This window comes from Burkholderia seminalis DSM 23518, from assembly GCF_902832885.1.
Taxonomy (GTDB): domain Bacteria; phylum Pseudomonadota; class Gammaproteobacteria; order Burkholderiales; family Burkholderiaceae; genus Burkholderia; species Burkholderia seminalis.
Map to the genome: position 1 here is coordinate 21659 of NZ_CADFDK010000011.1, position 23998 is coordinate 45656.

The following is a 23998-nucleotide window of genomic DNA, read 5'->3' on the forward strand; positions in this document are numbered from 1 at the left end:
TCATGGCAATCGTTAAAGTTAAGCCGACATCGCCGGGTCGCCGCGCGATGGTCAAGGTGGTCAACAAGAACCTGCACCAGGGCAAGCCGTTCGCGGCACTGCTCGACTCGCAGAGCTCGACCGCCGGCCGTAACAACAACGGTCGTATCACCACGCGTCACAAGGGTGGTGGTCACAAGCAGCACTACCGTATCGTCGATTTCCGTCGCACGAAGGATGGCATCCCGGCAAAGGTCGAGCGTCTCGAGTACGACCCGAACCGCAGCGCGAACATCGCGCTGGTGCTCTACGCAGACGGCGAGCGTCGCTACATCATCGCCCCGAAGGGCCTGACCGTCGGCCAACAGCTGATGTCGGGTTCGGAAGCGCCGATCCGTGCAGGCAACACGCTGCCGATCCGCAACATTCCGGTCGGTACGACGATCCACTGCATCGAGATGCTGCCGGGCAAGGGCGCGCAAATGGCGCGTTCGGCTGGCACGTCGGCCATGCTGCTGGCACGTGAAGGCGTCTACGCGCAGGTTCGTCTGCGTTCGGGCGAAATCCGCCGCGTGCACATCGAGTGCCGTGCAACGATCGGTGAAGTCGGTAACGAAGAGCATAGCCTGCGCCAGATCGGCAAGGCTGGCGCGAACCGCTGGCGCGGTATCCGCCCGACGGTGCGTGGCGTTGCGATGAACCCGGTTGATCACCCGCACGGTGGTGGTGAGGGCAAGACGGCTGCAGGTCGCGATCCGGTGAGCCCGTGGGGTACGCCGGCTAAGGGTTACCGCACCCGCAGCAACAAGCGCACGACGACGATGATCGTCCAGCGCCGTCACAAGCGTTAAGGAGTAGGCAATGGCACGTTCTGTTAAAAAAGGTCCGTTCTGCGACGCCCATTTGCTGAAGAAAGTTGAGGCGGCTGCAGCTTCGCGCGACAAAAAGCCGATCAAGACCTGGTCGCGTCGCTCGACGATTCTGCCGGATTTCATCGGCCTGACGATCGCTGTTCACAACGGCCGTCAACACGTTCCGGTGTACATCTCGGAAAACATGGTCGGCCACAAGCTTGGCGAGTTCGCACTGACCCGTACGTTCAAGGGTCACGCAGCCGACAAGAAGGCCAAGAAATAAGGGGCAATCAAGATGGAAGTGAAAGCAATTCATCGCGGTGCCCGCATCTCGGCGCAAAAAACGCGCCTTGTGGCTGACCAGATCCGCGGTTTGCCGGTCGACAAGGCGCTGAACGTTCTGACGTTCTCGCCGAAGAAGGCGGCTGGCATCGTGAAGAAGGTTGTGCTGTCGGCAATCGCGAATGCGGAGCACAACGAAGGCGCCGATATCGACGAGCTCAAGATCAAGAGCATCTACGTCGACAAGGCTGCATCGCTCAAGCGTTTCACCGCGCGTGCCAAGGGCCGCGGTAACCGCATCGAGAAGCAATCCTGTCACATCACTGTGACGGTCGGGAATTAAGGAGCCATACGATGGGACAGAAAATTCATCCGACTGGCTTCCGCCTGGCTGTCAGCCGCAATTGGGCTTCGCGTTGGTACGCGAACAACAACAATTTCGCGGCGATGCTGCAGGAAGACATCGGTGTTCGTGAATACCTGAAGAAGAAGCTGAAGAACGCTTCGGTCGGTCGGGTCGTCATCGAGCGTCCGGCGAAGAACGCGCGCATCACGATTTACAGCTCGCGTCCGGGCGTGGTCATCGGCAAGAAGGGCGAGGATATCGAGCAGCTGAAGACGGAACTGCAACGCCGCATGGGCGTGCCGGTTCACGTCAACATCGAGGAAATCCGCAAGCCGGAAACCGATGCTCAGCTGATCGCTGACTCGATCACGCAACAGCTCGAGCGCCGGATCATGTTCCGTCGCGCGATGAAGCGTGCGATGCAGAACGCGATGCGTCTGGGTGCCCAAGGCATCAAGATCATGAGCGCGGGCCGTCTGAACGGTATCGAAATCGCTCGTACGGAGTGGTATCGCGAAGGTCGCGTGCCCCTTCACACGCTGCGTGCTGATATCGACTACGCGACTTCGGAAGCGAAGACGACTTACGGGATCATCGGCGTCAAGGTGTGGGTCTACAAGGGCGATACGCTCGGCCGCAACGACGCACCGGTGGTGGAAGAAGTAGCCGAAGACAAGCGTCCGCGTCGCAATGCGCGTCCGGGCGACCGTCGTCCGCGCCGTGACGGCGAAGGCGGCGCTCCGGGTGCTCGTCGTGGCGCACCGCGCCGCGGCGCCGGCAAGCCCGAAGACGGCAAGACTGGAGAATAACGATGCTGCAACCGAAACGCAGAAAGTATCGTAAAGAGCAGAAGGGTCGTAACACCGGCAAGGCGACGCGCGGCAACGCAGTGTCGTTCGGTGAATTCGGCCTGAAGGCGATCGGTCGCGGTCGTTTGACCGCACGCCAGATTGAAGCGGCGCGTCGTGCAATGACGCGTCACATCAAGCGTGGCGGCCGCATCTGGATCCGGATCTTCCCGGACAAGCCGATTTCGCAGAAGCCGGCCGAAGTGCGTATGGGTAACGGTAAGGGTAACCCGGAGTACTACGTCGCCGAGATTCAGCCGGGCAAGATGCTCTATGAAATGGACGGCGTAACCGAAGAACTGGCACGCGAAGCGTTCCGTCTGGCTGCAGCCAAGCTGCCGCTGAAGACGGCATTCATCGTGCGCCAGCTCGGCGCCTAAGGAGAAAACATGAAGGCTTCCGAACTTCTCCAGAAAGACCAGGCCGCGCTCAACAAGGAGCTGGCGGACCTGCTGAAGGCGCAATTCGGCCTGCGCATGCAACTCGCGACCCAGCAGCTCACGAACACGAGCCAGCTGAAGAAGGTTCGTCGCGACATCGCACGTGTGCGGACCGTCATGACTCAGAAGGCGAACCAGAAATGAACGATAGCGTGAAAACCTCGCTGAAGCGGACGCTGGTCGGTCGGGTCGTCAGCAACAAGATGGACAAGACCGTCACCGTGCTGATCGAGCACCGCGTCAAGCACCCGATCTACGGCAAGTATGTCGTGCGCTCGAAGAAGTACCACGCGCATGATGAAGCGAACACCTGCAACGAAGGCGATCTCGTCGAAATCCAGGAAACTCGTCCTGTTTCGAAGACGAAGGCCTGGACGGTGTCGCGCCTCGTCGAAGCCGCTCGCGTCATCTAAGCGGGCAGCGCAGTAGGCAGTAACAGGCACCTCTCCTCGAAGTGCTTGAAATCGCAAAGTTTTTGCTTGCGTGACCAGGATTATTTGTTATAATCCTGGTCTTCCCTCTTTATGGGAGCCCCGTCGCGGGCGAAGTTGGTGGGGGAAGCGGACTGGCGCCTGCCTGTCCGAAAGATTCACCGAATTGCGATGGCGGGTTTCGTTTGCCGTCGCTGCTGTTCCAACCCAAGCAGCCGATTGGCTGACGGGACCAAGACTGACCGAATGCATCATGGTGGTGCATCCGGATTAAGTTGGGAAAGACAAACCATGATCCAGACCGAATCTCGGCTCGAAGTAGCCGACAACACGGGTGCGCGTGAAGTCATGTGCATCAAGGTGCTCGGCGGCTCGAAGCGTCGTTATGCCGGCATTGGCGACATCATCAAGGTGACCGTCAAAGAGGCAACGCCGCGCGGGCGCGTGAAGAAAGGCGAAATTTACAACGCCGTGGTGGTCCGCACCGCCAAGGGCGTGCGCCGTCAAGACGGCTCGCTGATCAAGTTCGACGGCAACGCCGCTGTGCTTTTGAATAACAAGCTCGAGCCGATCGGCACCCGTATCTTCGGGCCGGTGACGCGTGAGCTGCGTAGCGAACGATTCATGAAGATCGTTTCGCTGGCGCCGGAAGTGCTGTAAGGAGTCGCGATGAACAAGATTCGCAAAGGCGACGAAGTGATCGTCGTCACTGGCAAGGACAAGGGCAAGCGCGGCGTCGTGCTGGCTGTCGGTGCTGAGCATGTGACGGTTGAGGGTATCAACCTCGTCAAGAAGCATGTGAAGCCGAACCCGATGAAGGGTACGACGGGTGGCGTGGAAGCGAAGACGATGCCCCTGCATATTTCGAACGTCGCACTGGTCGACGCGAATGGCAAGGCGTCGCGTGTTGGCATCAAGGTCGAGGAAGGCAAGAAGGTTCGCTTCCTGAAGACGACCGGTGCCGTACTGAGCGCCTGACGCAGCGGAGTAAAAAATGGCTCGTTTTCAAGAGTTTTACAAAGAAAAGGTTGTGCCCGGCCTGATCGAGAAGTTCGGTTACAAGTCGGTCATGGAAGTGCCGCGCATCACCAAGATCACGCTGAACATGGGTCTTGGCGAAGCGATCGCTGACAAGAAGATCATCGAGAACGCCGTTGGCGACCTCACGAAGATCGCCGGCCAGAAGCCGGTCGTCACGAAGGCACGCAAGGCAATCGCTGGCTTCAAGATCCGCCAGGGTTACCCGATCGGCGCGATGGTGACGCTGCGTGGCCAGGCGATGTACGAATTCCTCGACCGTTTCGTGACCGTTGCCCTGCCCCGCGTGCGAGATTTCCGCGGTGTGTCGGGTCGTGCGTTCGATGGCCGTGGCAACTACAACATCGGTGTGAAAGAGCAGATCATTTTCCCCGAAATCGACTACGACAAGATCGACGCACTGCGTGGGCTGAACATCAGCATCACGACGACTGCGAAGACCGACGACGAAGCAAAGGCTCTGCTCGCCAGCTTCAAGTTCCCGTTCAGAAACTGAGGTTACCGTGGCTAAACTGGCACTGATCGAACGTGAAAAGAAGCGCGCCCGCCTGGTCGCGAAGTTCGCAGCAAAGCGCGAAGCGCTGAAGGCGATCGTCGAAGACCAAAGCAAGTCGGAAGAAGAGCGCTACGAAGCACGCCTGGAGCTGCAGCAACTGCCCCGCAACGCAAACCCGACCCGCCAGCGTAACCGCTGCGCGATCACGGGCCGTCCGCGTGGCACGTTCCGTAAATTCGGCCTCGCGCGTAACAAGATTCGTGAAATCGCATTCCGTGGCGAGATTCCTGGCCTGACCAAGGCGAGCTGGTAATAGGAGAAACGTAAATGAGCATGAGTGATCCTATCGCCGATATGCTGACTCGCATCCGCAACGCGCAGATGGTCGAGAAGGTATCGGTTGCGATGCCCTCGTCGAAGGTCAAGGTTGCAATCGCGCAAGTCCTCAAGGACGAAGGTTATATCGACGATTTCGCCGTGAAGGCGGAAGGTGCGAAGTCCGAACTGAATATCGCGCTGAAGTACTACGCAGGTCGCCCGGTCATCGAACGCCTCGAGCGCGTGTCGAAGCCTGGTCTGCGCGTGTACCGCGGCCGTAACGACATTCCGCAGGTCATGAACGGCCTCGGCGTGGCTATCGTGTCGACGCCGAAGGGCGTGATGACCGACCGCAAGGCGCGCGCTACCGGCGTCGGCGGCGAAGTCATCTGCTACGTCGCTTAAAGCCGAGGAGAGAGAAACATGTCTCGAGTAGGTAAGAGCCCGATCGCGCTGCAAGGCGCGGAAGTCAAGCTGGCCGACGGTGCTATCACCGTCAAGGGCCCGCTGGGCACCATCACGCAAGCGATCAATCCGCTCGTGAACGTGGCGAACAACGACGGCACGCTGAATCTGTCGCCGGTCGACGAAAGCCGCGAAGCAAATGCACTGTCGGGCACGATGCGCGCGATCATCGCGAATGCCGTGCACGGCGTGACCAAGGGTTTCGAGCGCAAGCTGACGCTGGTTGGCGTCGGTTACCGTGCGCAAGCGCAAGGCGACAAGCTGAACCTGTCGCTGGGTTTCTCGCACCCGGTGGTGCACCAGATGCCGGAAGGCGTCAAGGCTGAAACCCCGACGCAAACCGAAATCGTGATCAAGGGGATCAACAAGCAACAAGTCGGTCAAGTGGCTGCGGAAGTCCGCGGTTACCGTCCGCCGGAGCCCTACAAGGGCAAGGGCGTGCGTTATGCCGACGAGGTTGTGATCCTCAAAGAAACGAAGAAGAAGTAAGGGTGCGCAATCATGGATAAGACTCAATCTCGCCTGCGCCGCGCTCGCCAGACGCGTATCAAGATCGCTGAGCTGCAGGTCGCGCGTCTCGCCGTGCATCGCACGAACACGCACATCTACGCTCAAGTGTTCTCGCCCTGCGGCACCAAGGTGCTCGCCAGCGCGTCGACGCTCGAAGCAGAAGTGCGCGCCGAACTGGCCGACAAGTCGGGCAAGGGCGGCAACGTGAATGCCGCGACGCTGATCGGCAAGCGTATTGCCGAGAAGGCAAAGGCTGCCGGCATCGAATCCGTCGCCTTCGACCGCTCGGGCTTCCGCTACCACGGCCGCGTCAAGGCGCTGGCTGAGGCAGCTCGCGAAGCTGGGCTCAAGTTCTAAGGAAGGAATTCGTCATGGCAAAGATGCAAGCGAAAGTTCAGGCTGACGAGCGCGACGACGGCCTTCGCGAAAAGATGATTTCGGTCAATCGCGTGACCAAGGTCGTGAAGGGTGGCCGTATTCTCGGCTTCGCCGCACTGACCGTGGTTGGCGACGGTGATGGCCGCATCGGTATGGGCAAGGGCAAGGCGAAGGAAGTGCCGGTCGCTGTCCAGAAGGCAATGGAACAAGCTCGCCGCAACATGTTCAAGGTGCCGCTCAAGAACGGCACGCTGCAACACGAAGTGCACGGCAAGCACGGCGCATCGGCCGTCCTCCTCGCTCCGGCGAAGGCAGGTACGGGCGTGATCGCCGGCGGCCCGATGCGCGCAGTGTTCGACGTGATGGGCGTTCAGAACGTCGTGGCGAAGAGCCACGGTTCGACGAACCCGTACAACCTCGTTCGCGCCACGCTGGACGGCCTGCGCAAGCAGTCCACCCCGGCAGACATCGCGGCGAAGCGCGGCAAGTCCGTCGAAGAAATTTTGGGCTAAGCCCGGGTGGTCACCATGTCTGAAAAAACTGTCAAGGTTCAGCTCGTTAAGAGCCTGATCGGGACCCGCGAATCGCACCGCGCGACCGTGCGTGGTCTGGGCCTGCGCCGACTCAATTCGGTCAGCGAGCTCCAGGACACGCCGGCGGTCCGCGGCATGATCAACAAGGTCTCGTACCTCGTTAAGGTCATCGCGTAAGCGGCCCTACGGATCAAGGAGTTGATATGGAATTGAATAACCTGAAGCCGGCCGCTGGCGCCAAGCACGCCAAGCGTCGCGTCGGTCGTGGCATCGGTTCGGGCCTCGGCAAGACGGCTGGCCGTGGTCACAAGGGTCAGAAATCGCGTTCGGGCGGCTTCCACAAAGTCGGTTTCGAAGGCGGTCAGATGCCGCTGCAACGTCGTCTGCCGAAGCGCGGCTTCACGTCGCTGACGAAGGAATTCGTCGGTGAAGTGCGCCTGGGCGACCTCGAGAAGCTGCCGGTCGACGAGATCGATCTGCTCGCACTGAAGCAAGCCGGCCTGGTCGGCGAGCTGACGAAGAGCGCAAAGATCATCGCGACGGGCGAACTGAAGCGCAAGATCGTCGTGAAGGGTCTCGGTGCCACCAAGGGTGCGCGCGCTGCGATCGAAGCGGCCGGCGGTTCGTTCGCCGAGTGACACGCGTAGCGCGTCGTCACTTGCATTCATCGGAGAAGGTACTTGGCTAACAGCCCGAGTCTTGCAAAACCCGGTCGAAGCACGGCGAAATTCGGCGATCTGCGTCGGCGAGCGATGTTCCTGCTCCTGGCGCTGATCGTCTATCGCATCGGCGCGCACATTCCCGTGCCGGGCATCGATCCGGATCAACTGGCTAAGCTGTTCCAGAGCCAGGCGGGCGGCATCCTGGGCATGTTCAACATGTTCTCGGGTGGCGCGCTTTCCCGCTTCACGATCTTTGCGCTGGGGATCATGCCGTACATTTCGGCGTCGATCATCATGCAGTTGCTGGCGATCGTATCGCCGCAGCTCGAGGCGCTGAAGAAGGAAGGGCAGGCAGGGCAACGGAAGATCACGCAGTACACGCGGTATTTCACCGTGGTGCTCGCGACCTTCCAGGCGTTCGGTATCGCGGCCGCGCTGGAAAACCAGCCGGGCCTCGTCACCGACCCCGGCATGCTGTTCCGTCTGACGACGGTCGTGACGCTGGTTACCGGTACGATGTTCCTGATGTGGCTCGGCGAGCAGATTACCGAGCGTGGTCTGGGCAACGGTATCTCGATCATCATCTTCGGCGGGATCGCAGCAGGGTTCCCGAATGCCGTGGGTGGGTTGTTCGAGCTGGTGCGTACGGGTTCGATGAGCATCATTTCGGCGATCATCATCGTCGTTCTGATCGCCGCGGTGACTTACCTGGTCGTGTTCATCGAACGCGGTCAGCGCAAGATCCTCGTGAACTACGCGAAGCGCCAGGTCGGCAACAAGATCTACGGTGGGCAGTCGTCGCATCTGCCGCTGAAGTTGAACATGTCGGGCGTGATTCCGCCGATCTTTGCATCGTCGATCATCCTGTTCCCGGCGACGATTCTCGGCTGGTTCAGTACCGGTCAGCCGACGGGAAGCTGGATTTCCAATACGTTGCATAACGTAGCGGAAGCGCTGAAGCCGGGCCAGCCGGTCTATGTGCTGCTGTACACGCTGGCGATCGTGTTTTTCTGCTTCTTCTACACCGCACTGGTGTTCAACAGCAGGGAAACCGCGGACAACCTGAAGAAGAGCGGCGCGTTTGTTCCGGGCATCCGTCCGGGCGATCAGACCGCACGATATATCGACCGCATCCTCACGCGTCTGACGCTGGCCGGTGCGATCTACATCGTCTTCGTGTGTCTGCTGCCGGAATTTCTGGTGCTGCGCTGGAACGTGCCGTTTTATTTTGGTGGAACGTCGCTGCTGATCATTGTCGTCGTCACGATGGACTTTATGGCGCAGGTGCAGTCGTACGTTATGTCGCAACAGTATGAGTCTCTGCTCAAGAAGGCGAACTTCAAGGGCGGCAACATCCCGATGCGTTAAGGACTATGGCCAAAGACGATGTAATCCAGATGCAGGGAGAGGTGATTGAAAACCTCCCGAATGCGACCTTCCGTGTGAAGCTGGAAAACGGCCATGTCGTATTGGGACATATTTCCGGGAAGATGCGGATGCACTACATCCGTATCCTGCCGGGCGACAAGGTGACGGTTGAGTTGACGCCTTACGATCTGTCTCGTGCGCGGATCGTGTTCCGGGCGAAGTGATTTGAAAAAAGGGTATTATCATGAAAGTGATGGCATCGGTTAAGCGCATTTGCCGCAATTGCAAGATCATCAAGCGCAAAGGCGTCGTTCGCGTGATCTGCAGCTCGGATCCGCGCCACAAGCAGCGCCAAGGCTGACCGCGCGTTTGTTTGCGCTTTTTGTTTGAGGAAAAACAATGGCTCGTATCGCAGGGGTTAACATCCCGAATCACCAGCACACCGAGATCGGCCTGACGGCTATCTTTGGTGTCGGCCGCACCCGTTCGCGCAGCATCTGCGTGGCAGCTGGCGTCGATTTTTCGAAGAAGGTCAAGGATCTGACCGACGCAGACCTGGAAAAGCTGCGTGAAGAAGTGGGCAAGTTTGTCGTCGAAGGCGATCTGCGCCGTGAAGTGACGATGAACATCAAGCGCCTGATGGACCTCGGTTGCTACCGTGGCGTCCGTCATCGCAAGGGCCTGCCGATGCGCGGTCAGCGTACGCGTACGAACGCACGTACCCGTAAGGGTCCGCGTCGTGCAGCGCAAGCGCTGAAGAAGTAAGCGGAACTGACAGTTACAGGAAAACGTAATGGCTAAGGCTTCGAACACCGCGGCGCAACGCGTTCGCAAGAAGGTTAAGAAGAACGTCGCTGAAGGCGTGGTTCACGTTCACGCGTCGTTCAACAATACGATCATCACGATCACCGATCGCCAAGGCAACGCTCTGGCATGGGCGACGTCGGGCGGTCAGGGCTTCAAGGGCTCGCGCAAATCGACGCCGTTCGCTGCTCAGGTCGCAGCCGAGTCGGCTGGCCGCGTCGCGATGGAATACGGCGTGAAGAATCTGGAAGTGCGGATCAAGGGCCCGGGCCCGGGTCGCGAGTCGGCAGTGCGCGCACTGCACGGCCTCGGCATCAAGATCACCGCGATTTCGGACGTCACCCCGATTCCGCACAACGGCTGCCGTCCGCCGAAGCGTCGTCGTATCTAAGGATGTGCTGGCACGTTCGTGCTAGCGCATTGCCTGTCGCCGCTCAGCGTCGACGGGCGTTGCTTTTTTGATTGACTAAGCCCACCGTTCGCCCCAAAGGGAGCGGACTAGCGCGGATTTCGGTTCGCGTGACTGATTGATAAAGGAATGCAAAGTGGCACGTTATATCGGCCCCAAAGCCAAGCTGTCCCGCCGTGAAGGCACCGACCTGTTCCTGAAGAGCGCACGCCGCTCGCTCGCCGACAAGTGCAAGCTCGACAGCAAGCCGGGCCAGCACGGCCGTACCTCGGGCGCACGTACGTCCGACTACGGTACGCAGCTGCGTGAAAAGCAGAAGGTCAAGCGCATCTACGGCGTGCTGGAGCGTCAGTTCCGCCGCTACTTCGCTGAAGCCGACCGCCGCAAGGGCAACACGGGTGAAAACCTGCTGCAACTGCTCGAGTCGCGCCTCGACAACGTCGTGTATCGCATGGGCTTCGGCTCGACCCGCGCTGAAGCGCGTCAGCTGGTGAGCCACAAGTCGATCACCGTGAACGGCGTCGTCGCAAACGTCCCGTCGCAGCAAGTGAAGGCAGGTGACGTCGTCGCGATCCGCGAAAAGGCGAAGAAGCAAGCGCGTATCGTCGAAGCGCTGTCGCTGGCCGAGCAAGGCGGCATGCCGAGCTGGGTTGCAGTCGATGCGAAGAAGTTCGAAGGCACGTTCAAGCAAATGCCGGAACGCGCCGAGATCGCAGGCGACATCAACGAAAGCCTGATCGTCGAATTGTATTCGCGTTAATCCGATTGACGGCCGAGGTACCCCGATTGCGTTGCGCAAGGAAGGGCCTCGGCTGTTTATTTTCTGGTTGTTACCGGTCAGCCTTATCGGTGTAACGAGCCGAGGGTATTGAAAAGGAAAACCCATGCAAACCAGTTTGCTGAAACCCAAGATCATCGCCGTGGAATCGCTGGGCGAGAACCACGCGCGGGTGGTCATGGAACCGTTCGAACGCGGTTACGGCCATACCTTGGGCAATGCGCTTCGCCGCGTGCTGCTGTCGTCGATGGTTGGCTACGCGCCGACCGAAGTCACGATCGCAGGCGTGGTGCACGAGTACTCGACGCTGGACGGCGTGCAGGAAGACGTCGTCAACCTGCTGCTGAACCTGAAGGGCGTGGTGTTCAAGCTGCATAACCGTGACGAAGTGACGGTTACGCTGCGCAAGGAAGGTGAAGGCGTTGTCACGGCCGGCGATATCGAACTGGCCCACGATTGCGAAGTCATAAACCCGAATCACGTGATTGCGCACCTGTCGAAGGGCGGCAAGCTCGACGTTCAGATCAAGATCGAAAAGGGTCGCGGCTATGTGCCCGGCAACGTCCGTCGTTATGGCGAAGACACGGCCAAGATCATCGGCCGCATCGTCCTCGACGCATCGTTCTCGCCGGTTCGCCGCGTGAGCTACGCGGTCGAAAGCGCACGTGTCGAGCAGCGTACCGACCTCGACAAGCTCGTGATGAACATCGAGACGAGCGGCGTGATCACGCCGGAAGAAGCGATCCGTCAATCGGCCCGCATCCTGGTCGACCAGCTGTCCGTGTTCGCGGCGCTGGAAGGCACGGAAACGGCAGCCGAAGCACCGTCGCGCGCGCCGCAGATCGACCCGATCCTGCTGCGTCCGGTGGACGATCTCGAGCTGACGGTTCGTTCGGCGAACTGCCTGAAGGCCGAGAACATCTACTACATCGGCGACCTGATCCAGCGCACGGAAAACGAGCTGCTGAAGACGCCGAACCTCGGTCGCAAGTCGCTCAACGAGATCAAGGAAGTGCTCGCTTCGCGCGGTCTCACGCTGGGCATGAAGCTCGAGAACTGGCCGCCGGCTGGTCTCGACAAGTAAGCCCGGTTGTTGCTGTAGTTGGCAAAGATGCGGATTTTCCTTTAAAATCCGCATCTTGCTTTTTTTCGCTACCGGCCCGTGCACCCTCGGGGTGCGATAGAAGAGCTGGATCAAAACTTTGAATCAAGGAAACTGAAATGCGCCATCGTCATGGTCTGCGGAAACTGAACCGCACGAGCAGCCACCGTCTGGCTATGCTCCGTAACATGTCCAACTCGCTGATCGAGCACGAAGTCATCAAGACGACGCTGCCGAAGGCGAAGGAACTCCGTAAAGTCGTCGAGCCGCTGATCACGCTCGGCAAGAAGCCGTCGCTGGCAAACCGTCGCCTGGCGTTCAACCGCCTGCGCGATCGTGACTCGGTGGCGAAGCTGTTCGACGTGCTCGGTCCGCGTTTCGCGAACCGTCCGGGCGGCTACCTGCGCGTGCTGAAGTTCGGCTTCCGCGTGGGCGACAACGCACCGATGGCACTGGTCGAACTGCTCGACCGTCCGGAAGTCGACGAAACGGAAAACGTGCAAGAAGCCGAGTAAGCTTCCGGTACGCCGCAGTATCTGAAAAGGGCCGAGCAATTGCTTGGCCCTTTTTGTTTTCGAGATGCCGGCTGCGATCGATTGTCGCAGGCCGGCGCCGGCAGCATTGCGCGGGCTGCGCTACGATACGGGCAGCCGACGCGATCCGAGGACAGGCAATCCGCGCCGGCCGGAGCCGGTAGACCAGCCAGGAGGGCGCGGATGATAGTGGTGCTGATGCTGACGACGGTGCCCGATGCGGCGACGGCCGCGGCGCTGTCCGATGGCGCGCTCGACGCGCGGCTGGCCGCATGCGTGTCGGAGCTCGGCGCGATCAAGTCGCGCTATCACTGGCAGGGCAAGGTCGAAACGGCCGACGAGATCCAGTTGCTGTTCAAGACGAGCCCCGTGCGGGCGCTCGAACTGGAGCGATTTATTCTCGCGCATCATCCGTACGAGACGCCCGAAATCGTCTCGTGGCAAACGACGGCGTCGGCCGCGTATGGCCAGTGGGTGACCAGCGAAACTCAACGTCTATTTCATGTTTAACGGTATGGCGCTTTCCGTGCGCGTGCGCGCGCTGCGGTTCCTGGCAGTCCTGTTGTCGTTCGCGGTCATGCTGGGCGGCCTGTCGGTCGCGCGCGCGGCCGACGATTTCCTCGATCCGTCGGTCGCGTTCAAGTTCAGCGCGAGCGAGTCGCCGGGGCAGGTGGACGTCCGCTTCAAGGTCGCCAACGGCTATTACCTGTACCGCGAGCGGTTCGCGTTCGCGGTGAAGAGCGGACAGGCGACGCTTGGCGAGCCGCAATTCCCGGCCGGCCACGTGAAGTTCGACCAGACGTTCCAGAAGAACGTCGAGACCTATCGCGACGAAGTCGTCATCCACGTGCCGGTGAAGCAGGCGGCCGGGCCGTTCGACCTCGCGGTGACGTCGCAGGGCTGTGCGGACGAAGGGATCTGCTATCCGCCGGCCGAGCACGTCGTGAAGGTCGGCGGTGCGGCGCTCGGCGCCGCGTCGTCGTCCGGTGGAGACGCGGCGGCCGCGGGCAGCTGGTTCGACAAGGTCACGAGCGCCGATTTCGCGCAGTCGCTGCTCGAAGGCCACGGCTTCTTCACGATCGTCGCCCTGTATTTCGTCGCGGGTGTCGTGCTGAGCCTCCTGCCCTGCTCGTACCCGATGATCCCGATTGTGTCCGCGATCATCATCGGCCAGGGCACGCGGGCGACACATGCACGCGGCCTCGCGCTGTCGCTGACCTATGTGGTCGGCATGGCGCTCGTCTACACGGTGCTCGGCATTGCCGCGGCACTGGTCGGCCAGAGCCTCGGCGCGTGGCTGCAGAACCCGTGGGTGCTCGGCGCGTTCGGCGTGCTGCTGACCGCGTTCGCGGTATCGCTGATCTCGGGCAAGGACATTGCGTTGCCCGCACGCTGGCAGAACGGCGCGGCCGAAGCCTCGAGCGCGCGACAGGGCGGCCACTTCGTCGCGGTCGCGGCGATGGGCGCGTTGTCGGCGCTGGTCGTCGGCGCATGCATGACGGCGCCGCTGTTCGCCGTGCTCGCCTTCATTGCGCACACCGGCAATGCACTGCTCGGCGGGGCGGCGCTGTTCGCGATGGGGCTGGGGCTCGGCGTGCCGCTGCTGGTCGTCGGCGTCGGTGCCGGGACGGTGCTGCCGCGCGCAGGCGCGTGGATGGACGGCGTGAAGGTGTTCTTCGGCATCGTGCTGCTCGCGGCCGCGCTGTGGATCGTGTGGCCGGTGCTGGCAGGCGGCCTGAAGATGGTGCTCGCCGCGTTGTGGCTGCTGGTCGCGGCCGCGGCGCTCGGCCTGTTCACGCCGAATGCCGGCGCCGCGTCGATCTGGCGCCGCCTCGGCAGGGGCCTTGGCGCCGCGCTCGCGATCTGGGCCGCGACGCTGCTCGTCGGCCTGGCGGCCGGCTCGACGGATCCCGTGAAGCCGCTGGCCGTGCTGGCGGCACGCACGGCGGCGTCCGGCGGCGCTGCGGCTGCCGGCGCGGCCGCCGCGCAGGACGGCCCCGCGTTTGCGTCGGTGCGCTCCAGCGGCGAACTCGACGCGCTGCTGAAGACGTCTGGCAAGCCCGTGATGCTCGACTTCTACGCGGACTGGTGCGTGAGCTGCAAGGAGATGGAGCATCTGACGTTTACCGACGCTCGCGTGCAGGCGCGTCTCGCACAGCTCCACCTCGTGCGCGCGGACGTCACCGCGAACAATCCGGACGACCAGGCGCTGCTCAAGCGCTTCAACCTGTTCGGGCCGCCGGGCATCATCTTCTTCGATCGCAGCGGCAACGAGATCGGGCGCGTGGTCGGTTATCAGGCGGCCGAGACGTTCCTGCGCAGCCTCGACCGCGCCGCCGTCCCGACGGTGTAGCGAACGAGGGCGTTCGACGCGGCATCGGCTTCGATCGCCGGTAAACAAAAAACGGCGGAACACCGAAGTGTCCCGCCGTTTTTCGTTGGGCCTGCCGGCGCGCGATCAGCGCTGCGCTTTCAGCAGGCGTGCGGCGTCGAGCGCGAAGTACGTGAGCACGCCGTCGGCGCCGGCGCGCTTGAACGCGAGCAGCGATTCGAGCACGACCTTGTCGTGGTCGAGCCAGCCGTTCATCGCGGCCGCCTTCAGCATCGCGTATTCGCCGCTCACCTGGTACACGTAGGTCGGGAAGCGGAACTCGTCCTTCACGCGGCGCACGATGTCGAGATACGGCATGCCGGGCTTGACCATCACCATGTCGGCGCCTTCGTCGATGTCGAGGCGCACTTCGCGCAGCGCTTCGTCGCTGTTCGCCGGATCCATCTGGTAGGTCATCTTGTTGCCCTTGCCCAGGTTGGATGCCGAGCCGACCGCATCGCGGAACGGACCGTAGAACGCCGACGCGAACTTGGCCGAATAGGCCATGATCCGCGTGTGGATGTGGCCGTCGCTTTCCAGCATTTCGCGGATCGCGCCGATGCGGCCGTCCATCATGTCCGACGGCGCGACGATGTCGACGCCGGCTTCAGCCTGCGCGCGCGCCTGATCGATCAGGATCTCGATCGTGTCGTCGTTGATCACGTAGCCGTTCTCGTCGAGCACGCCGTCCTGGCCGTGGCTCGTGTACGGGTCGAGCGCGACGTCGGTCAGCACGCCGAGCTCGGGGAAGCGTTTCTTCAGCTCGCGCACCGCGCGCGGAATCAGGCCTTCCGGATTGGCTGCCTCGCGGCCGTCGGGCGTCTTCACCGACGGCTCGATGGCGGGGAACAGCGACAGCACGGGCACGCCGAGTTCGACGCATTGCTCGGCGACGTGCATCAGCAGATCGACCGACACGCGCTCGACGCCGGGCATCGACGGCACCGGCTGCCGTTCGTTGGTGCCTTCGACGACGAACACCGGGTAGATCAGGTCGTCGGTGGTCAGGCGGTTTTCGCGCATCAGGCGGCGGGAGAAGTCGTCGCGGCGCATCCGGCGCGGACGATGAAGCGGATGGAAGCTCATGGCGATTTGGCAGAAATCAGGGCGGTAAGGACCTTACGGAACCCTTAGGTGATTTTTGAGAGCGTTGGTATATGATAGCGATCGAGCGGCACGCGTCGCGTGCAGCTCCCCGCTTCTCCTCCCTGAGCGGGTGCCTGTCGTTTTTCGATTAGGCTGTTTGACCCGCCGTCCAACGGCGGGTTTTTTTATGAGCCGGCCGAATCCGCAGGCGCCATCAGGTGCGCGCCGCCGATCCCGGCCGCGCGTTGCCCGATCATTGTGCTACAGGCTCGCCTTTTTCGTCGGCGACGGACGGCCGCACCCAGCTCTCGATCAGCTCATGTGCCTCGTCGAGCCCCGTGCGCTTCAGCGCGGAGAACAGCTGGACCGTCAGCTTGCCCTGGACGCCCTGGTCGCGATACGCATCGAGCCCCTTTTGCGTGGTCCGCAGCGCGTTGATGCTTTCCTGGCGCGTCAATTTGTCGCACTTGGTCAGCAGCGTGTGGATCGGCTTGCCGGTCGGCGTGAACCACTCGATCATGCGGCGATCGAGGTCGGTCAGCGGACGGCGCGAATCCATCATCAGGATCAGGCCGCAGAGCTGCGAACGCGTCGCGAGGTAGGACGACAGCAGCATCTCCCAGTGCGCCTTGGCGGCGCCGGGCACTTCCGCATAGCCGTAGCCGGGCAGGTCGACGAGGTTCGCGACGGGCTCGGCGGCCGGGCCGACGGAGAAGTAGTTGATATGCTGCGTGCGGCCGGGCGTCTTCGACGCGAAGGCCAGCCGCTTCTGGTTGCACAGCACGTTGATCGCCGTCGACTTGCCGGCATTCGAGCGGCCCGCGAACGCGATTTCCGGCTGGACCGTCGGCGGCAGGTCGCGCAGATGGTTGACGGTCGTGTAGAAGCGGGCTTGATGGAGCAGAAAGGCCATGGGAACCGGAAGGACGGGCGGCGCGAGCCGCTTGGTGGAGGCGGGGTAGCCCCGATAGGCGCGGGAGCTTTCAACGCGATATTGTACAATACGGCGGTTTTACCGAAGGCCACCCGGCGCCTGCCTCGCGCTTTTATGTGGCTTCTGCGGTAGACTGGTCGCCGTCGTTTTTTGCAGAACCTCAAATTCCCACAAGACGAAACAGGGTGTGCGAATGAATCGACTGTGCAAGTCTCTGATGGTGCTTCAGGTTGCAGCAGGGTTCGTAGGTTTCGTAGCGGAGGCAAACGCGGCGGATGCGGCAAAGCCGGATCTCGACCGCGGCAAGGCGATTGCCGGGCAGGTCTGCGCGTCGTGTCACGGCGCCGACGGCAATAGCGCATCGGCCAGTTTCCCGAAGCTGGCCGGCCAGCATCCCGAATATCTGGTCAAGCAACTGAACGACTTCAAGACGCAGCCGGGCGCGAAGGGGCCGGCGCGCAACAACGCGGTGATGGTCGGATTCGCGAGCGCGTTGAGCGCGGACGACATGCGCAACGTCGCCGCGTACTACGGGTCGCAGACGACGAAGCTCGGTACCGCACGCGACGCGGCGACCGTGCCGGTCGGCCAGAAGATCTATCGCGGCGGCATCGCGGAGAAGGGCGTCCCTGCCTGCGCGAGCTGTCACGGGCCGACGGGGCAGGGGATGCCGGTCCAGTATCCGCGTCTGTCGGGGCAGTGGGCCGATTACACGGTCGCGCAGTTGACCGCGTTCCAGCAGGGTGCCGGCGCGCGCAACAACAACGAGGCGATGCATCAGATCGCCACGCGCCTGTCGGACAACGAGATCAAGGCCGTCGCGGATTACATCGCGGGCCTGCGTTGACCGGCCGGTCGCGAACCGAATGACCGGTCGCCCGCAGGGCGGCCGGAGCCAGAACAAGAAAAGGGTGGGGCGCCGCGCCAGTGCGGCCGCCTTGCCCTTTTTTGTTGTCAGTTGGAGTTTGAATGAGCGTTACCACGTCGGGGTTGCAGTCGAAGTCGGGTCAGGGTGCGTCGAGGCGCGCGGTCGAGTTGCTGAGCTCGATGCGCTTCGCGATCGCGCTGCTGGTGGTGCTGTCGATCGCGAGCATCATCGGGACGGTCCTGACCCAGGACGATCCGTATCCGAACTACGTGAACCAGTTCGGGCCGTTCTGGGCGGACATCTTCCGCTCGCTCGGCCTGTACAACGTGTACAGCGCGTGGTGGTTCATGCTGATCCTGATCTTCCTCGTCGTGTCGATCTCGCTGTGCGTGATCCGCAACGCGCCGAAGATGCTCGCCGATGCGAAGAGCTGGAAGGACAAGGTCCGCGAAGGCAGCCTGCGCGCGTTCCACCACAAGGCCGAGTACTCGGCTTCCGGCACGCGCGCGAGCGTCGCGGCGACGGTCGCCACCTTCGTCACCAAGGCCGGCTACAAGCACGTCGTGCGTGAAAACGACGGCGCGACGCTGATCTCCGCGAAGCGCGGCGCGATGACCAAGTGGGGCTACATCTCCGCCCACCTCGCGATCGTCGTGATCTGTATCGGCGGCCTGCTCGACAGCAACCTGCCGATCAAATTCCAGATGTGGATGTTCGGCAAGAGCCCGGTCAACACGAGCGCGACGATCAGCGAGATCTCGCCCGACCATCGGCTGTCCGCGTCGAACCCGACGTTCCGCGGCTACGCGTGGGTGCCCGAGGGCCAGTTCGTGTCGACCGCGATCCTGAACCAGCCGAGCGGCTCGCTGATCCAGGATCTGCCGTTCTCGATCCAGCTGAACAAGTTCATCGTCGACTACTACACGACGGGCATGCCGAAGCTGTTCGCGAGCGACATCGTCGTGATCGATCGCGAGACCGGCCAGAAGATCCCGGCGCGCGTCGAGGTCAACAAGCCGTTCACGTACAAGGGCGTGTCGATCTACCAGTCGAGCTTCCAGGACGGCGGCTCGCAGATGCAGATGACGGCCTACCCGATGACGGGCGGCAGCGCGACGACCCTCCCCGTGAAGGGCACGATCGGCAGTTCGGCGCCGCTGCAGGTGCCCGGCGCCGACGGCGACACGATCGAGTTCTCCGATTTCCGCGCGATCAACGTCGAGAACATGGCCGACGCGAACGGCAAGCCGGACGTGCGCGGCGTCGCGACGACGAGCTCGCTGAAGGAAGTGTTCGACGAGCGGCTCGGCTCGGGCGCGAAGACGTCGAAGCCGACGCAGCTCCACAACATCGGCCCGTCGGTGCAGTACAAGATCCGCGGCAAGGACGGCCAGGCGCGCGAATTCAACAACTACATGCTGCCCGTCGACATGAACGGCGAGCGCGTGTTCCTCGCCGGCGTGCGCGCGAGCCCGAACGATCCGTTCCGCTACATGCGGATCCCGGCCGACAGCCAGGATTCGATCGGCGAATGGATGCGCCTGCGCGCCGCGCTGGAGGATCCGGCCGTGCGCGCCGAGGCCGCCGCGCGCTTCGCGCAGCGTTCGCTGCCGGGCACCGACGCATCGCTGCGCGGCCGCCTGCAGGACAGCGCATCGAAGGTGCTGACCCTTTTTGCTGCAAGCGACGACAGCGTCGGCCGCGGTGCCGACGGCCAGCCGGTCGGCGGCTTCCAGGCGGTGGCGACGTTCATCGACCGCTCGGTGCCGAAGGCCGAGCAGGAGAAGGCGGCGAGCCTGCTGCTGCGGATGCTCGAAGGCTCGATGTGGGAGGTCTGGCAGATCGCGCGCGAGCGTGCCGGCGAGCCGGCCGCCCAGCAGGGCACCGAGACGATCCGCTTCGTGCAGAACGCGATCAATGCGCTATCCGACAGCTTTTTGTATGGATCGCCGGTCTATTTGCAGCTTGACTCATTCAAGCAAGTGCAAGCTTCGGTATTTCAGTTGACGCGCGCACCCGGCAAGAATCTGGTGTATCTTGGCAGCCTGCTGCTGGTCGCCGGCATCTTCTCGATGTTCTACGTGCGCGAGCGGCGCCTCTGGTTCTGGCTGAAGGACGCCGGTTCGGGCGTCGATGTGGTGATGGCGATGTCCACGGCCCGCAAGACCTTCGATTTCGAGAAAGAATTCGTGCAGACGCGCGACGCGGCCGGCGTCGCCTTGCGCGCCGCACCTCGCGACGCCGCGCCCGCCGGTGCGGCATCGACGGCCCGCCCGCCTGCCGGCGGCGGTTCCGATTCCGAGAATTCCACCCGGTAACATCATGGATCTCACGCAAGTTTCCTCTTCCCGTGCGGCGTCGGCCCAGGCGCCGGTTTCGTCGCCGCTGTTCGACGACCGTCCTTTCCTCGCGCGCCTGTCGCTGTTCGACTGGCTGTTCGCTCTGGCGCTCGTGGCGGGCGCGGGCTATGCGCTCGTGCACTACAACGCGCACATGGATTACTACGACAAGGCGGTGATGATCGGCACCGTGCCGGCGCTCGTCGCGCTCGGCTGGCGCTGGAAGCCCGCGCGGCTGATGATGGCGTCGATCGCCGTGCTGTCGCTGCTGTCGATCCAGATCTACCAGGGCGATCTCGCGCGCGCCGATTCGGCGTTCTTCCTCAAGTACTTCCTGTCGAGCCAGTCGGCGATCCTGTGGATGAGCGCGCTGTTCGTGCTCGCGACGATCTTCTACTGGATCGGCCTGCTCGCGCGCTCGGAAACGGGCGCCGCGATCGGCCAGAAGCTCACGTGGGTCGCCGTGCTGATGGGCTTCACGGGGCTGATGGTGCGCTGGTACGAGTCCTACCTGATCGGCTCGGACGTCGGCCACATCCCGGTTTCGAACCTCTATGAAGTGTTCGTGCTGTTCAGCCTGATTACCGCATTGCTGTACCTGTATTACGAAGGCCACTACGGCACGCGTTCGCTCGGCGCGTTCGTGCTGCTGGTGATCAGCGCGGCGGTCGGCTTCCTGATGTGGTACTCGGTCGCGCGCGATGCGCAGCAGATCCAGCCGCTCGTGCCGGCGCTGCAGAGCTGGTGGATGAAGATCCACGTGCCGGCGAACTTCATCGGCTACGGCAGCTTCGCGCTGTCGGCGATGGTGTCGGTCGCGTACCTGATGAAGGAGCGCGGCGTGCTCGCCGATCGCCTGCCGACGCTCGAAGTGCTCGACGACGTGATGTACAAGTCGATCGCGGTCGGTTTCGCGTTCTTCACGATCGCGACGATCCTCGGTGCGCTGTGGGCAGCCGAGGCATGGGGCGGCTACTGGAGCTGGGACCCGAAGGAAACCTGGGCGCTGATCGTATGGCTGAACTACGCGGCGTGGCTGCACATGCGGCTGATGAAGGGCCTGCGCGGCGCGGTCGCTGCATGGTGGGCGCTCACCGGCCTGCTGGTCACGACGTTTGCGTTCCTCGGCGTCAACATGTTCCTGTCGGGGCTGCACAGCTACGGCAAGTTGTAAGATTTCCGCCGCTCGTCCGACTATCGAACCGCCGGTGCACTGCGTGCCCGGCGGTTTTGTTTTGTAACGGGCGGGCGAACCGGGCGTCGAACGGCGCACGACGGGCCGGGTCGAACGCTCATGAAGCATGCGCGCCGCGCATGCAGGAGGAACAGCACGATGTGGATCAAACGCCCTTTGCGGAACGTACTGACCGGCGGTGATATTTCGTCCAGCGAGGTCACGCCGCGCGCGGTATTCGAGAACCGGCGGCGCGTATTGCAGGCGGCCGGCCTCGCGGCGGCGGGCGGGCTGCTCGGCGGCAGCGGCGCGGCATTCGCCGCGTATGCGTCGCCCGACGCGCGGGCGACGAAGCTCGCGGCAAAAACGAATCCGAAGTTCGTCGCCGCCGACAAGGTGACGCCGTTCAAGGACATCACGTCCTACAACAACTTCTACGAGTTCGGCACCGACAAGAGCGACCCGGCGCAGAACGCCGGCACGTTGCGGCCGCGCCCGTGGCGTGTGAGCGTCGAGGGCGAGGTGCTGCACCCGAAGGTGTTCGATCTCGACGAACTGATGAAGCTCGCGCCGCTCGAGGAGCGCGTGTACCGGCTGCGCTGCGTCGAGGGATGGTCGATGGTGATTCCGTGGATCGGTGTGCCGCTGTCCGAGCTGATCAAGCGCGTGCAGCCGACCGGCAACGCGAAATACGTGCAGTTCATCACGCTGGCCGATCCGTCGCAGATGCCCGGTCTGTCGACGCCCGTCCTCGACTGGCCGTATTCGGAAGGGCTGCGGATGGACGAGGCGATGAACCCGCTGACGCTGCTGACGATGGGCGTCTACGGGCAGGTGCTGCCGAACCAGAACGGCGCGCCGGTGCGGATCGTCGTGCCTTGGAAGTACGGCTTCAAGAGCGCGAAGTCGCTCGTGAAGATCCGCTTCGTCGACAAGCAGCCGAAGACGAGCTGGAACACCTACGCGTCGAACGAGTACGGCTTTTATTCGAACGTGAATCCGAACGTCGATCATCCGCGCTGGAGCCAGGCGACCGAGCGGCGCATCGGCGAGGACGGCTTCTTCACGCCGAAGCGCAAGACGCTGATGTTCAACGGCTACGGCGATCTCGTCGCGTCGATGTATCAGGGCATGGACCTGAAGAAGAACTTCTGAACGCGACCGTGAGAAACGACATGCCTCCTCCGACGCTCACGCCCGCGCGTGCCGCGGGCGCCGGGCCGGCCGCGCGCGCGGCGCGAAACGGTGCGGTCCGACCCGCCGCGCCGCGCTGGCTCGTGCCGGCCAAGGTGCTGGTGTTCGCGGCCGGCCTCTATCCGCTCGCGCGTCTCGTGCTGTTCGGGCTGACCGACCGGCTCGGCGCGAATCCGATCGAATTCATCACGCGTTCGACGGGCCTCTGGACGCTCGTCTTGTTGTGCATCACGCTCGCCGTCACGCCGCTGCGGCGCATGACGGGGTTCGCCGCGCTGCTGCGTTTTCGCCGGATGATCGGGCTGTTCGCGTTCTTCTACGCGACGCTGCACTTCACGACCTACCTGTGGTTCGACAAGTGGTTCGACGTCGTCGCGATCCTGAAGGACGTCGGCAAGCGTCCGTTCATCACGGTCGGCTTTGCCGCGTTCGTGCTGCTGATCCCGCTCGCCGCGACATCGACGCGCGCGATGGTGCGCCGGCTCGGCCGCCACTGGGCGACGCTGCATCGCACGATCTACGCGATCGCGCTGTTCGGCGTGCTGCACTTCTGGTGGATGCGGGCCGGCAAGCACAATCTCGCGCAGCCGAAGCTCTATGCGGCCATCGTCGCCGTGCTGCTCGGCTGGCGGCTGATCGCATGGGGATGGCGGCGCGTGCGTGCGTGACGGCGCGGCCTGGAAAAACAAAAGGCGATGACTGGAAGTCATCGCCTCGTTTCGCCGGCCGCGCGTGCGGCCTCGCGTCGTTACTTCGCGGCGGCCGGGCTCGATGCCGGCGCGGGCATGGTCGATGCGCCGCTCGACAGCTCGGGCGACAGCGTGAGCGGCGAGCCCGACGTGTCGGGTGTGTCGTCGGACGACGCGTTTTCATCGGTCGGTTTCACGTCCGACGGCGGCGTATCCTGCTGCTGGAGCGGCTTGGGCATCGGAGGCACGGTGGGCAGATAGAGCGCGCCGCTTTGACCGCAGCCGGCAAGAATCGCCAAAGCCGCTACAATCGCGCTCATCCGGAAAACGACTCGCATGATCGTCCCTGAACAATTGAACCGATAGAGTTTAGCATGTCCGATACCGAATACCTGACCCGTGCCGAGGCCGTGCTGATGGCCGTCGAGCGTACTGTCGACGCCGCGAACGACGGCGACCACGACATCGATCTGGAGCGTAACGGCAGCGTCCTGACGCTGACGTTCGAGAACGGCTCGAAGATCATCGTCAACCTGCAGCCGCCGATGAAGGAAGTGTGGATCGCCGCGAAGGCGGGCGGATTCCACTACCGTTTCGTCGACGGTCAATGGCGCGATACGCGCACGGGCACCGAGTTCTTCTCGGCGCTCTCCGAATACGCGACCCAGCAGGCCGGCTTGCCGATCACGTTCAGCCTGTGACGTGCCGGGGCGCCGGAGCCCGAGCGTTGCCGCCAAAGAAAAAGCGCCCCGCGGGGCGCTTTTTTCAT

The 23998-nt window shown here is 62.9% G+C and carries 36 protein-coding genes; 33 read left to right on the top strand and 3 right to left on the bottom strand.

The window, feature by feature from the left end; all coding sequences use genetic code 11:
• The first annotated feature begins 2 nt into the window (after positions 1 to 2).
• The 27 genes from rplB to dsbD all read left to right on the top strand — a co-directional run bounded on the left by rplB (position 3) and on the right by dsbD (position 14927).
• On the top strand, positions 3 to 830 hold the full coding sequence (gene rplB, locus HWX00_RS27145) for a 50S ribosomal protein L2 (RefSeq protein WP_006482900.1): 828 nt from the start codon (positions 3 to 5) through the stop codon (positions 828 to 830).
• 10 nt (positions 831 to 840) lie between these two features.
• Positions 841 to 1116 (top strand): 30S ribosomal protein S19, encoded by a 276-nt coding sequence (gene rpsS, locus HWX00_RS27150; RefSeq protein WP_004199273.1) that lies wholly within the window; start codon positions 841 to 843, stop codon positions 1114 to 1116.
• A gap of 12 nt (positions 1117 to 1128) precedes the next feature.
• Entirely contained in the window at positions 1129 to 1458 is a 330-nt protein-coding gene (gene rplV, locus HWX00_RS27155; RefSeq protein WP_004199272.1) for a 50S ribosomal protein L22, read from the top strand.
• Between the two features lie 11 nt (positions 1459 to 1469).
• The gene (gene rpsC / locus HWX00_RS27160; RefSeq protein ID WP_006482899.1) at positions 1470 to 2270 is read left to right on the top strand and encodes a 30S ribosomal protein S3; all 801 of its coding nucleotides are present in this window, start codon (positions 1470 to 1472) and stop codon (positions 2268 to 2270) included.
• 2 nt (positions 2271 to 2272) lie between these two features.
• Positions 2273 to 2689 (top strand): 50S ribosomal protein L16, encoded by a 417-nt coding sequence (gene rplP, locus HWX00_RS27165; protein ID WP_006482873.1) that lies wholly within the window; start codon positions 2273 to 2275, stop codon positions 2687 to 2689.
• Positions 2690 to 2698: 9 nt separating this feature from the next.
• A complete protein-coding gene (gene rpmC / locus HWX00_RS27170) occupies positions 2699 to 2893 on the top strand; it encodes a 50S ribosomal protein L29 (protein WP_006400652.1) in 195 nt (64 codons plus the stop codon).
• Complete coding sequence (gene rpsQ, locus HWX00_RS27175) at positions 2890 to 3162, top strand: 30S ribosomal protein S17 (RefSeq protein WP_006752928.1); 273 nt, start codon at positions 2890 to 2892, stop codon at positions 3160 to 3162. Before rpmC ends, rpsQ begins: the two co-directional genes overlap by 4 nt.
• Before the next feature lie 309 nt (positions 3163 to 3471).
• Complete coding sequence (gene rplN / locus HWX00_RS27180) at positions 3472 to 3840, top strand: 50S ribosomal protein L14 (RefSeq protein ID WP_006752929.1); 369 nt, start codon at positions 3472 to 3474, stop codon at positions 3838 to 3840.
• A gap of 9 nt (positions 3841 to 3849) precedes the next feature.
• Entirely contained in the window at positions 3850 to 4158 is a 309-nt protein-coding gene (gene rplX, locus HWX00_RS27185) for a 50S ribosomal protein L24 (protein WP_006477187.1), read from the top strand.
• Positions 4159 to 4174: 16 nt separating this feature from the next.
• Positions 4175 to 4714: a 50S ribosomal protein L5 gene (rplE, locus tag HWX00_RS27190; protein ID WP_006477186.1), complete on the top strand. Its 540-nt coding sequence runs from the start codon at positions 4175 to 4177 to the stop codon at positions 4712 to 4714.
• Between the two features lie 7 nt (positions 4715 to 4721).
• On the top strand, positions 4722 to 5027 hold the full coding sequence (gene rpsN, locus HWX00_RS27195; protein ID WP_006482884.1) for a 30S ribosomal protein S14: 306 nt from the start codon (positions 4722 to 4724) through the stop codon (positions 5025 to 5027).
• Positions 5028 to 5041: 14 nt separating this feature from the next.
• A complete protein-coding gene (rpsH, locus tag HWX00_RS27200) occupies positions 5042 to 5437 on the top strand; it encodes a 30S ribosomal protein S8 (protein ID WP_006477185.1) in 396 nt (131 codons plus the stop codon).
• An 18-nt stretch (positions 5438 to 5455) separates the two neighbouring features.
• On the top strand, positions 5456 to 5986 hold the full coding sequence (rplF, locus tag HWX00_RS27205) for a 50S ribosomal protein L6 (RefSeq protein ID WP_006477184.1): 531 nt from the start codon (positions 5456 to 5458) through the stop codon (positions 5984 to 5986).
• Positions 5987 to 5998: 12 nt separating this feature from the next.
• Positions 5999 to 6364 carry a 50S ribosomal protein L18 gene (gene rplR / locus HWX00_RS27210; protein ID WP_006477183.1) on the top strand — a complete coding sequence of 122 codons (366 nt, stop codon included), beginning with the start codon at positions 5999 to 6001 and terminating at the stop codon, positions 6362 to 6364.
• A 14-nt stretch (positions 6365 to 6378) separates the two neighbouring features.
• Entirely contained in the window at positions 6379 to 6897 is a 519-nt protein-coding gene (rpsE, locus tag HWX00_RS27215; protein ID WP_006482895.1) for a 30S ribosomal protein S5, read from the top strand.
• 15 nt (positions 6898 to 6912) lie between these two features.
• Positions 6913 to 7095: a 50S ribosomal protein L30 gene (gene rpmD / locus HWX00_RS27220; protein ID WP_006400644.1), complete on the top strand. Its 183-nt coding sequence runs from the start codon at positions 6913 to 6915 to the stop codon at positions 7093 to 7095.
• Positions 7096 to 7121: 26 nt separating this feature from the next.
• Positions 7122 to 7556 (top strand): 50S ribosomal protein L15, encoded by a 435-nt coding sequence (gene rplO / locus HWX00_RS27225; protein ID WP_006482880.1) that lies wholly within the window; start codon positions 7122 to 7124, stop codon positions 7554 to 7556.
• A 42-nt stretch (positions 7557 to 7598) separates the two neighbouring features.
• Positions 7599 to 8948: a preprotein translocase subunit SecY gene (gene secY, locus HWX00_RS27230; RefSeq protein WP_006482915.1), complete on the top strand. Its 1350-nt coding sequence runs from the start codon at positions 7599 to 7601 to the stop codon at positions 8946 to 8948.
• A 5-nt stretch (positions 8949 to 8953) separates the two neighbouring features.
• A complete protein-coding gene (infA, locus tag HWX00_RS27235) occupies positions 8954 to 9172 on the top strand; it encodes a translation initiation factor IF-1 (protein ID WP_004521905.1) in 219 nt (72 codons plus the stop codon).
• Positions 9173 to 9192: 20 nt separating this feature from the next.
• Positions 9193 to 9309, top strand: coding sequence for a 50S ribosomal protein L36 (gene rpmJ, locus HWX00_RS27240; RefSeq protein WP_004199844.1), 117 nt, complete (start codon positions 9193 to 9195; stop codon positions 9307 to 9309).
• A 38-nt stretch (positions 9310 to 9347) separates the two neighbouring features.
• Positions 9348 to 9713, top strand: a complete 366-nt coding sequence (rpsM, locus tag HWX00_RS27245) for a 30S ribosomal protein S13 (RefSeq protein ID WP_006477178.1) — start codon at positions 9348 to 9350, stop codon at positions 9711 to 9713.
• A gap of 28 nt (positions 9714 to 9741) precedes the next feature.
• Positions 9742 to 10143, top strand: a complete 402-nt coding sequence (gene rpsK, locus HWX00_RS27250) for a 30S ribosomal protein S11 (protein ID WP_004197937.1) — start codon at positions 9742 to 9744, stop codon at positions 10141 to 10143.
• 154 nt (positions 10144 to 10297) lie between these two features.
• Positions 10298 to 10921 carry a 30S ribosomal protein S4 gene (gene rpsD / locus HWX00_RS27255; protein ID WP_006477177.1) on the top strand — a complete coding sequence of 208 codons (624 nt, stop codon included), beginning with the start codon at positions 10298 to 10300 and terminating at the stop codon, positions 10919 to 10921.
• A 124-nt stretch (positions 10922 to 11045) separates the two neighbouring features.
• Positions 11046 to 12023 (top strand): DNA-directed RNA polymerase subunit alpha, encoded by a 978-nt coding sequence (locus HWX00_RS27260; RefSeq protein WP_006477176.1) that lies wholly within the window; start codon positions 11046 to 11048, stop codon positions 12021 to 12023.
• 137 nt (positions 12024 to 12160) lie between these two features.
• Positions 12161 to 12556: a 50S ribosomal protein L17 gene (gene rplQ / locus HWX00_RS27265; protein ID WP_006477175.1), complete on the top strand. Its 396-nt coding sequence runs from the start codon at positions 12161 to 12163 to the stop codon at positions 12554 to 12556.
• A 201-nt stretch (positions 12557 to 12757) separates the two neighbouring features.
• The gene (cutA, locus tag HWX00_RS27270; RefSeq protein ID WP_034189858.1) at positions 12758 to 13084 is read left to right on the top strand and encodes a divalent-cation tolerance protein CutA; all 327 of its coding nucleotides are present in this window, start codon (positions 12758 to 12760) and stop codon (positions 13082 to 13084) included.
• A complete protein-coding gene (dsbD, locus tag HWX00_RS27275; protein ID WP_034189857.1) occupies positions 13077 to 14927 on the top strand; it encodes a protein-disulfide reductase DsbD in 1851 nt (616 codons plus the stop codon). The genes cutA and dsbD overlap by 8 nt, the downstream gene beginning before the upstream one ends.
• Positions 14928 to 15032: 105 nt before the next feature.
• Here dsbD and hemB read toward each other — a convergent pair whose 3' ends face one another.
• The gene (gene hemB, locus HWX00_RS27280) at positions 15033 to 16031 is read right to left on the bottom strand and encodes a porphobilinogen synthase (protein WP_021161736.1); all 999 of its coding nucleotides are present in this window, start codon (positions 16029 to 16031) and stop codon (positions 15033 to 15035) included.
• 253 nt (positions 16032 to 16284) lie between these two features.
• Positions 16285 to 16944, bottom strand: a complete 660-nt coding sequence (gene yihA, locus HWX00_RS27285; RefSeq protein WP_034189856.1) for a ribosome biogenesis GTP-binding protein YihA/YsxC — start codon at positions 16942 to 16944, stop codon at positions 16285 to 16287.
• Positions 16945 to 17158: 214 nt separating this feature from the next.
• Between yihA and HWX00_RS27290 the strand changes: the two genes are divergently transcribed.
• The 5 genes from HWX00_RS27290 to msrQ all read left to right on the top strand — a co-directional run bounded on the left by HWX00_RS27290 (position 17159) and on the right by msrQ (position 23208).
• Positions 17159 to 17812 carry a c-type cytochrome gene (locus tag HWX00_RS27290; protein ID WP_034189855.1) on the top strand — a complete coding sequence of 218 codons (654 nt, stop codon included), beginning with the start codon at positions 17159 to 17161 and terminating at the stop codon, positions 17810 to 17812.
• Positions 17813 to 17934: 122 nt separating this feature from the next.
• Positions 17935 to 20151 carry a cytochrome c biogenesis protein ResB gene (locus tag HWX00_RS27295; protein ID WP_175027115.1) on the top strand — a complete coding sequence of 739 codons (2217 nt, stop codon included), beginning with the start codon at positions 17935 to 17937 and terminating at the stop codon, positions 20149 to 20151.
• A 4-nt stretch (positions 20152 to 20155) separates the two neighbouring features.
• A complete protein-coding gene (gene ccsB / locus HWX00_RS27300; RefSeq protein ID WP_049035624.1) occupies positions 20156 to 21346 on the top strand; it encodes a c-type cytochrome biogenesis protein CcsB in 1191 nt (396 codons plus the stop codon).
• A gap of 159 nt (positions 21347 to 21505) precedes the next feature.
• Positions 21506 to 22501 (top strand): protein-methionine-sulfoxide reductase catalytic subunit MsrP, encoded by a 996-nt coding sequence (gene msrP, locus HWX00_RS27305; protein ID WP_034189863.1) that lies wholly within the window; start codon positions 21506 to 21508, stop codon positions 22499 to 22501.
• A 20-nt stretch (positions 22502 to 22521) separates the two neighbouring features.
• Positions 22522 to 23208, top strand: a complete 687-nt coding sequence (gene msrQ / locus HWX00_RS27310; protein ID WP_034189852.1) for a protein-methionine-sulfoxide reductase heme-binding subunit MsrQ — start codon at positions 22522 to 22524, stop codon at positions 23206 to 23208.
• Between the two features lie 80 nt (positions 23209 to 23288).
• On the opposite strand, the gene lptM is transcribed toward msrQ, so the two are convergent.
• Positions 23289 to 23567 (bottom strand): LPS translocon maturation chaperone LptM, encoded by a 279-nt coding sequence (lptM, locus tag HWX00_RS27315; RefSeq protein ID WP_034189851.1) that lies wholly within the window; start codon positions 23565 to 23567, stop codon positions 23289 to 23291.
• Between the two features lie 36 nt (positions 23568 to 23603).
• Here lptM and cyaY point away from each other — a divergent pair, with 36 nt between their 5' ends.
• Positions 23604 to 23930, top strand: a complete 327-nt coding sequence (gene cyaY / locus HWX00_RS27320; RefSeq protein WP_034189850.1) for an iron donor protein CyaY — start codon at positions 23604 to 23606, stop codon at positions 23928 to 23930.
• Positions 23931 to 23998: the final 68 nt, after the last annotated feature.

Bases quoted from the DNA above. Each gene is read 5' to 3' on its own strand.
- rplE (WP_006477186.1), top strand. From the start codon at position 4,175: ATGGCTCGTTTTCAAGAGTTTTACAAAGAAAAGGTTGTGCCCGGCCTG.
- rplB (WP_006482900.1), top strand. From the start codon at position 3: ATGGCAATCGTTAAAGTTAAGCCGACATCGCCGGGTCGCCGCGCGATG.
- HWX00_RS27260 (WP_006477176.1), top strand. From the start codon at position 11,046: ATGCAAACCAGTTTGCTGAAACCCAAGATCATCGCCGTGGAATCGCTG.
- rpsM (WP_006477178.1), top strand. From the start codon at position 9,348: ATGGCTCGTATCGCAGGGGTTAACATCCCGAATCACCAGCACACCGAG.
- rpsS (WP_004199273.1), top strand. From the start codon at position 841: ATGGCACGTTCTGTTAAAAAAGGTCCGTTCTGCGACGCCCATTTGCTG.
- infA (WP_004521905.1), top strand. From the start codon at position 8,954: ATGGCCAAAGACGATGTAATCCAGATGCAGGGAGAGGTGATTGAAAAC.
- rpsQ (WP_006752928.1), top strand. From the start codon at position 2,890: ATGAACGATAGCGTGAAAACCTCGCTGAAGCGGACGCTGGTCGGTCGG.
- HWX00_RS27290 (WP_034189855.1), top strand. From the start codon at position 17,159: ATGAATCGACTGTGCAAGTCTCTGATGGTGCTTCAGGTTGCAGCAGGG.
- rplO (WP_006482880.1), top strand. From the start codon at position 7,122: ATGGAATTGAATAACCTGAAGCCGGCCGCTGGCGCCAAGCACGCCAAG.
- rplQ (WP_006477175.1), top strand. From the start codon at position 12,161: ATGCGCCATCGTCATGGTCTGCGGAAACTGAACCGCACGAGCAGCCAC.
- rplR (WP_006477183.1), top strand. From the start codon at position 5,999: ATGGATAAGACTCAATCTCGCCTGCGCCGCGCTCGCCAGACGCGTATC.
- rpmC (WP_006400652.1), top strand. From the start codon at position 2,699: ATGAAGGCTTCCGAACTTCTCCAGAAAGACCAGGCCGCGCTCAACAAG.
- lptM (WP_034189851.1), bottom strand. From the start codon at position 23,567: ATGCGAGTCGTTTTCCGGATGAGCGCGATTGTAGCGGCTTTGGCGATT.
- rplV (WP_004199272.1), top strand. From the start codon at position 1,129: ATGGAAGTGAAAGCAATTCATCGCGGTGCCCGCATCTCGGCGCAAAAA.
- ccsB (WP_049035624.1), top strand. From the start codon at position 20,156: ATGGATCTCACGCAAGTTTCCTCTTCCCGTGCGGCGTCGGCCCAGGCG.
- rpsH (WP_006477185.1), top strand. From the start codon at position 5,042: ATGAGCATGAGTGATCCTATCGCCGATATGCTGACTCGCATCCGCAAC.
- HWX00_RS27295 (WP_175027115.1), top strand. From the start codon at position 17,935: ATGAGCGTTACCACGTCGGGGTTGCAGTCGAAGTCGGGTCAGGGTGCG.
- rplN (WP_006752929.1), top strand. From the start codon at position 3,472: ATGATCCAGACCGAATCTCGGCTCGAAGTAGCCGACAACACGGGTGCG.
- msrP (WP_034189863.1), top strand. From the start codon at position 21,506: ATGTGGATCAAACGCCCTTTGCGGAACGTACTGACCGGCGGTGATATT.
- rpsK (WP_004197937.1), top strand. From the start codon at position 9,742: ATGGCTAAGGCTTCGAACACCGCGGCGCAACGCGTTCGCAAGAAGGTT.
- rplP (WP_006482873.1), top strand. From the start codon at position 2,273: ATGCTGCAACCGAAACGCAGAAAGTATCGTAAAGAGCAGAAGGGTCGT.
- hemB (WP_021161736.1), bottom strand. From the start codon at position 16,031: ATGAGCTTCCATCCGCTTCATCGTCCGCGCCGGATGCGCCGCGACGAC.
- yihA (WP_034189856.1), bottom strand. From the start codon at position 16,944: ATGGCCTTTCTGCTCCATCAAGCCCGCTTCTACACGACCGTCAACCAT.
- rpsE (WP_006482895.1), top strand. From the start codon at position 6,379: ATGGCAAAGATGCAAGCGAAAGTTCAGGCTGACGAGCGCGACGACGGC.
- cyaY (WP_034189850.1), top strand. From the start codon at position 23,604: ATGTCCGATACCGAATACCTGACCCGTGCCGAGGCCGTGCTGATGGCC.
- cutA (WP_034189858.1), top strand. From the start codon at position 12,758: ATGATAGTGGTGCTGATGCTGACGACGGTGCCCGATGCGGCGACGGCC.
- msrQ (WP_034189852.1), top strand. From the start codon at position 22,522: ATGCCTCCTCCGACGCTCACGCCCGCGCGTGCCGCGGGCGCCGGGCCG.
- rplF (WP_006477184.1), top strand. From the start codon at position 5,456: ATGTCTCGAGTAGGTAAGAGCCCGATCGCGCTGCAAGGCGCGGAAGTC.
- rplX (WP_006477187.1), top strand. From the start codon at position 3,850: ATGAACAAGATTCGCAAAGGCGACGAAGTGATCGTCGTCACTGGCAAG.
- dsbD (WP_034189857.1), top strand. From the start codon at position 13,077: ATGTTTAACGGTATGGCGCTTTCCGTGCGCGTGCGCGCGCTGCGGTTC.
- rpmJ (WP_004199844.1), top strand. From the start codon at position 9,193: ATGAAAGTGATGGCATCGGTTAAGCGCATTTGCCGCAATTGCAAGATC.
- rpmD (WP_006400644.1), top strand. From the start codon at position 6,913: ATGTCTGAAAAAACTGTCAAGGTTCAGCTCGTTAAGAGCCTGATCGGG.
- rpsC (WP_006482899.1), top strand. From the start codon at position 1,470: ATGGGACAGAAAATTCATCCGACTGGCTTCCGCCTGGCTGTCAGCCGC.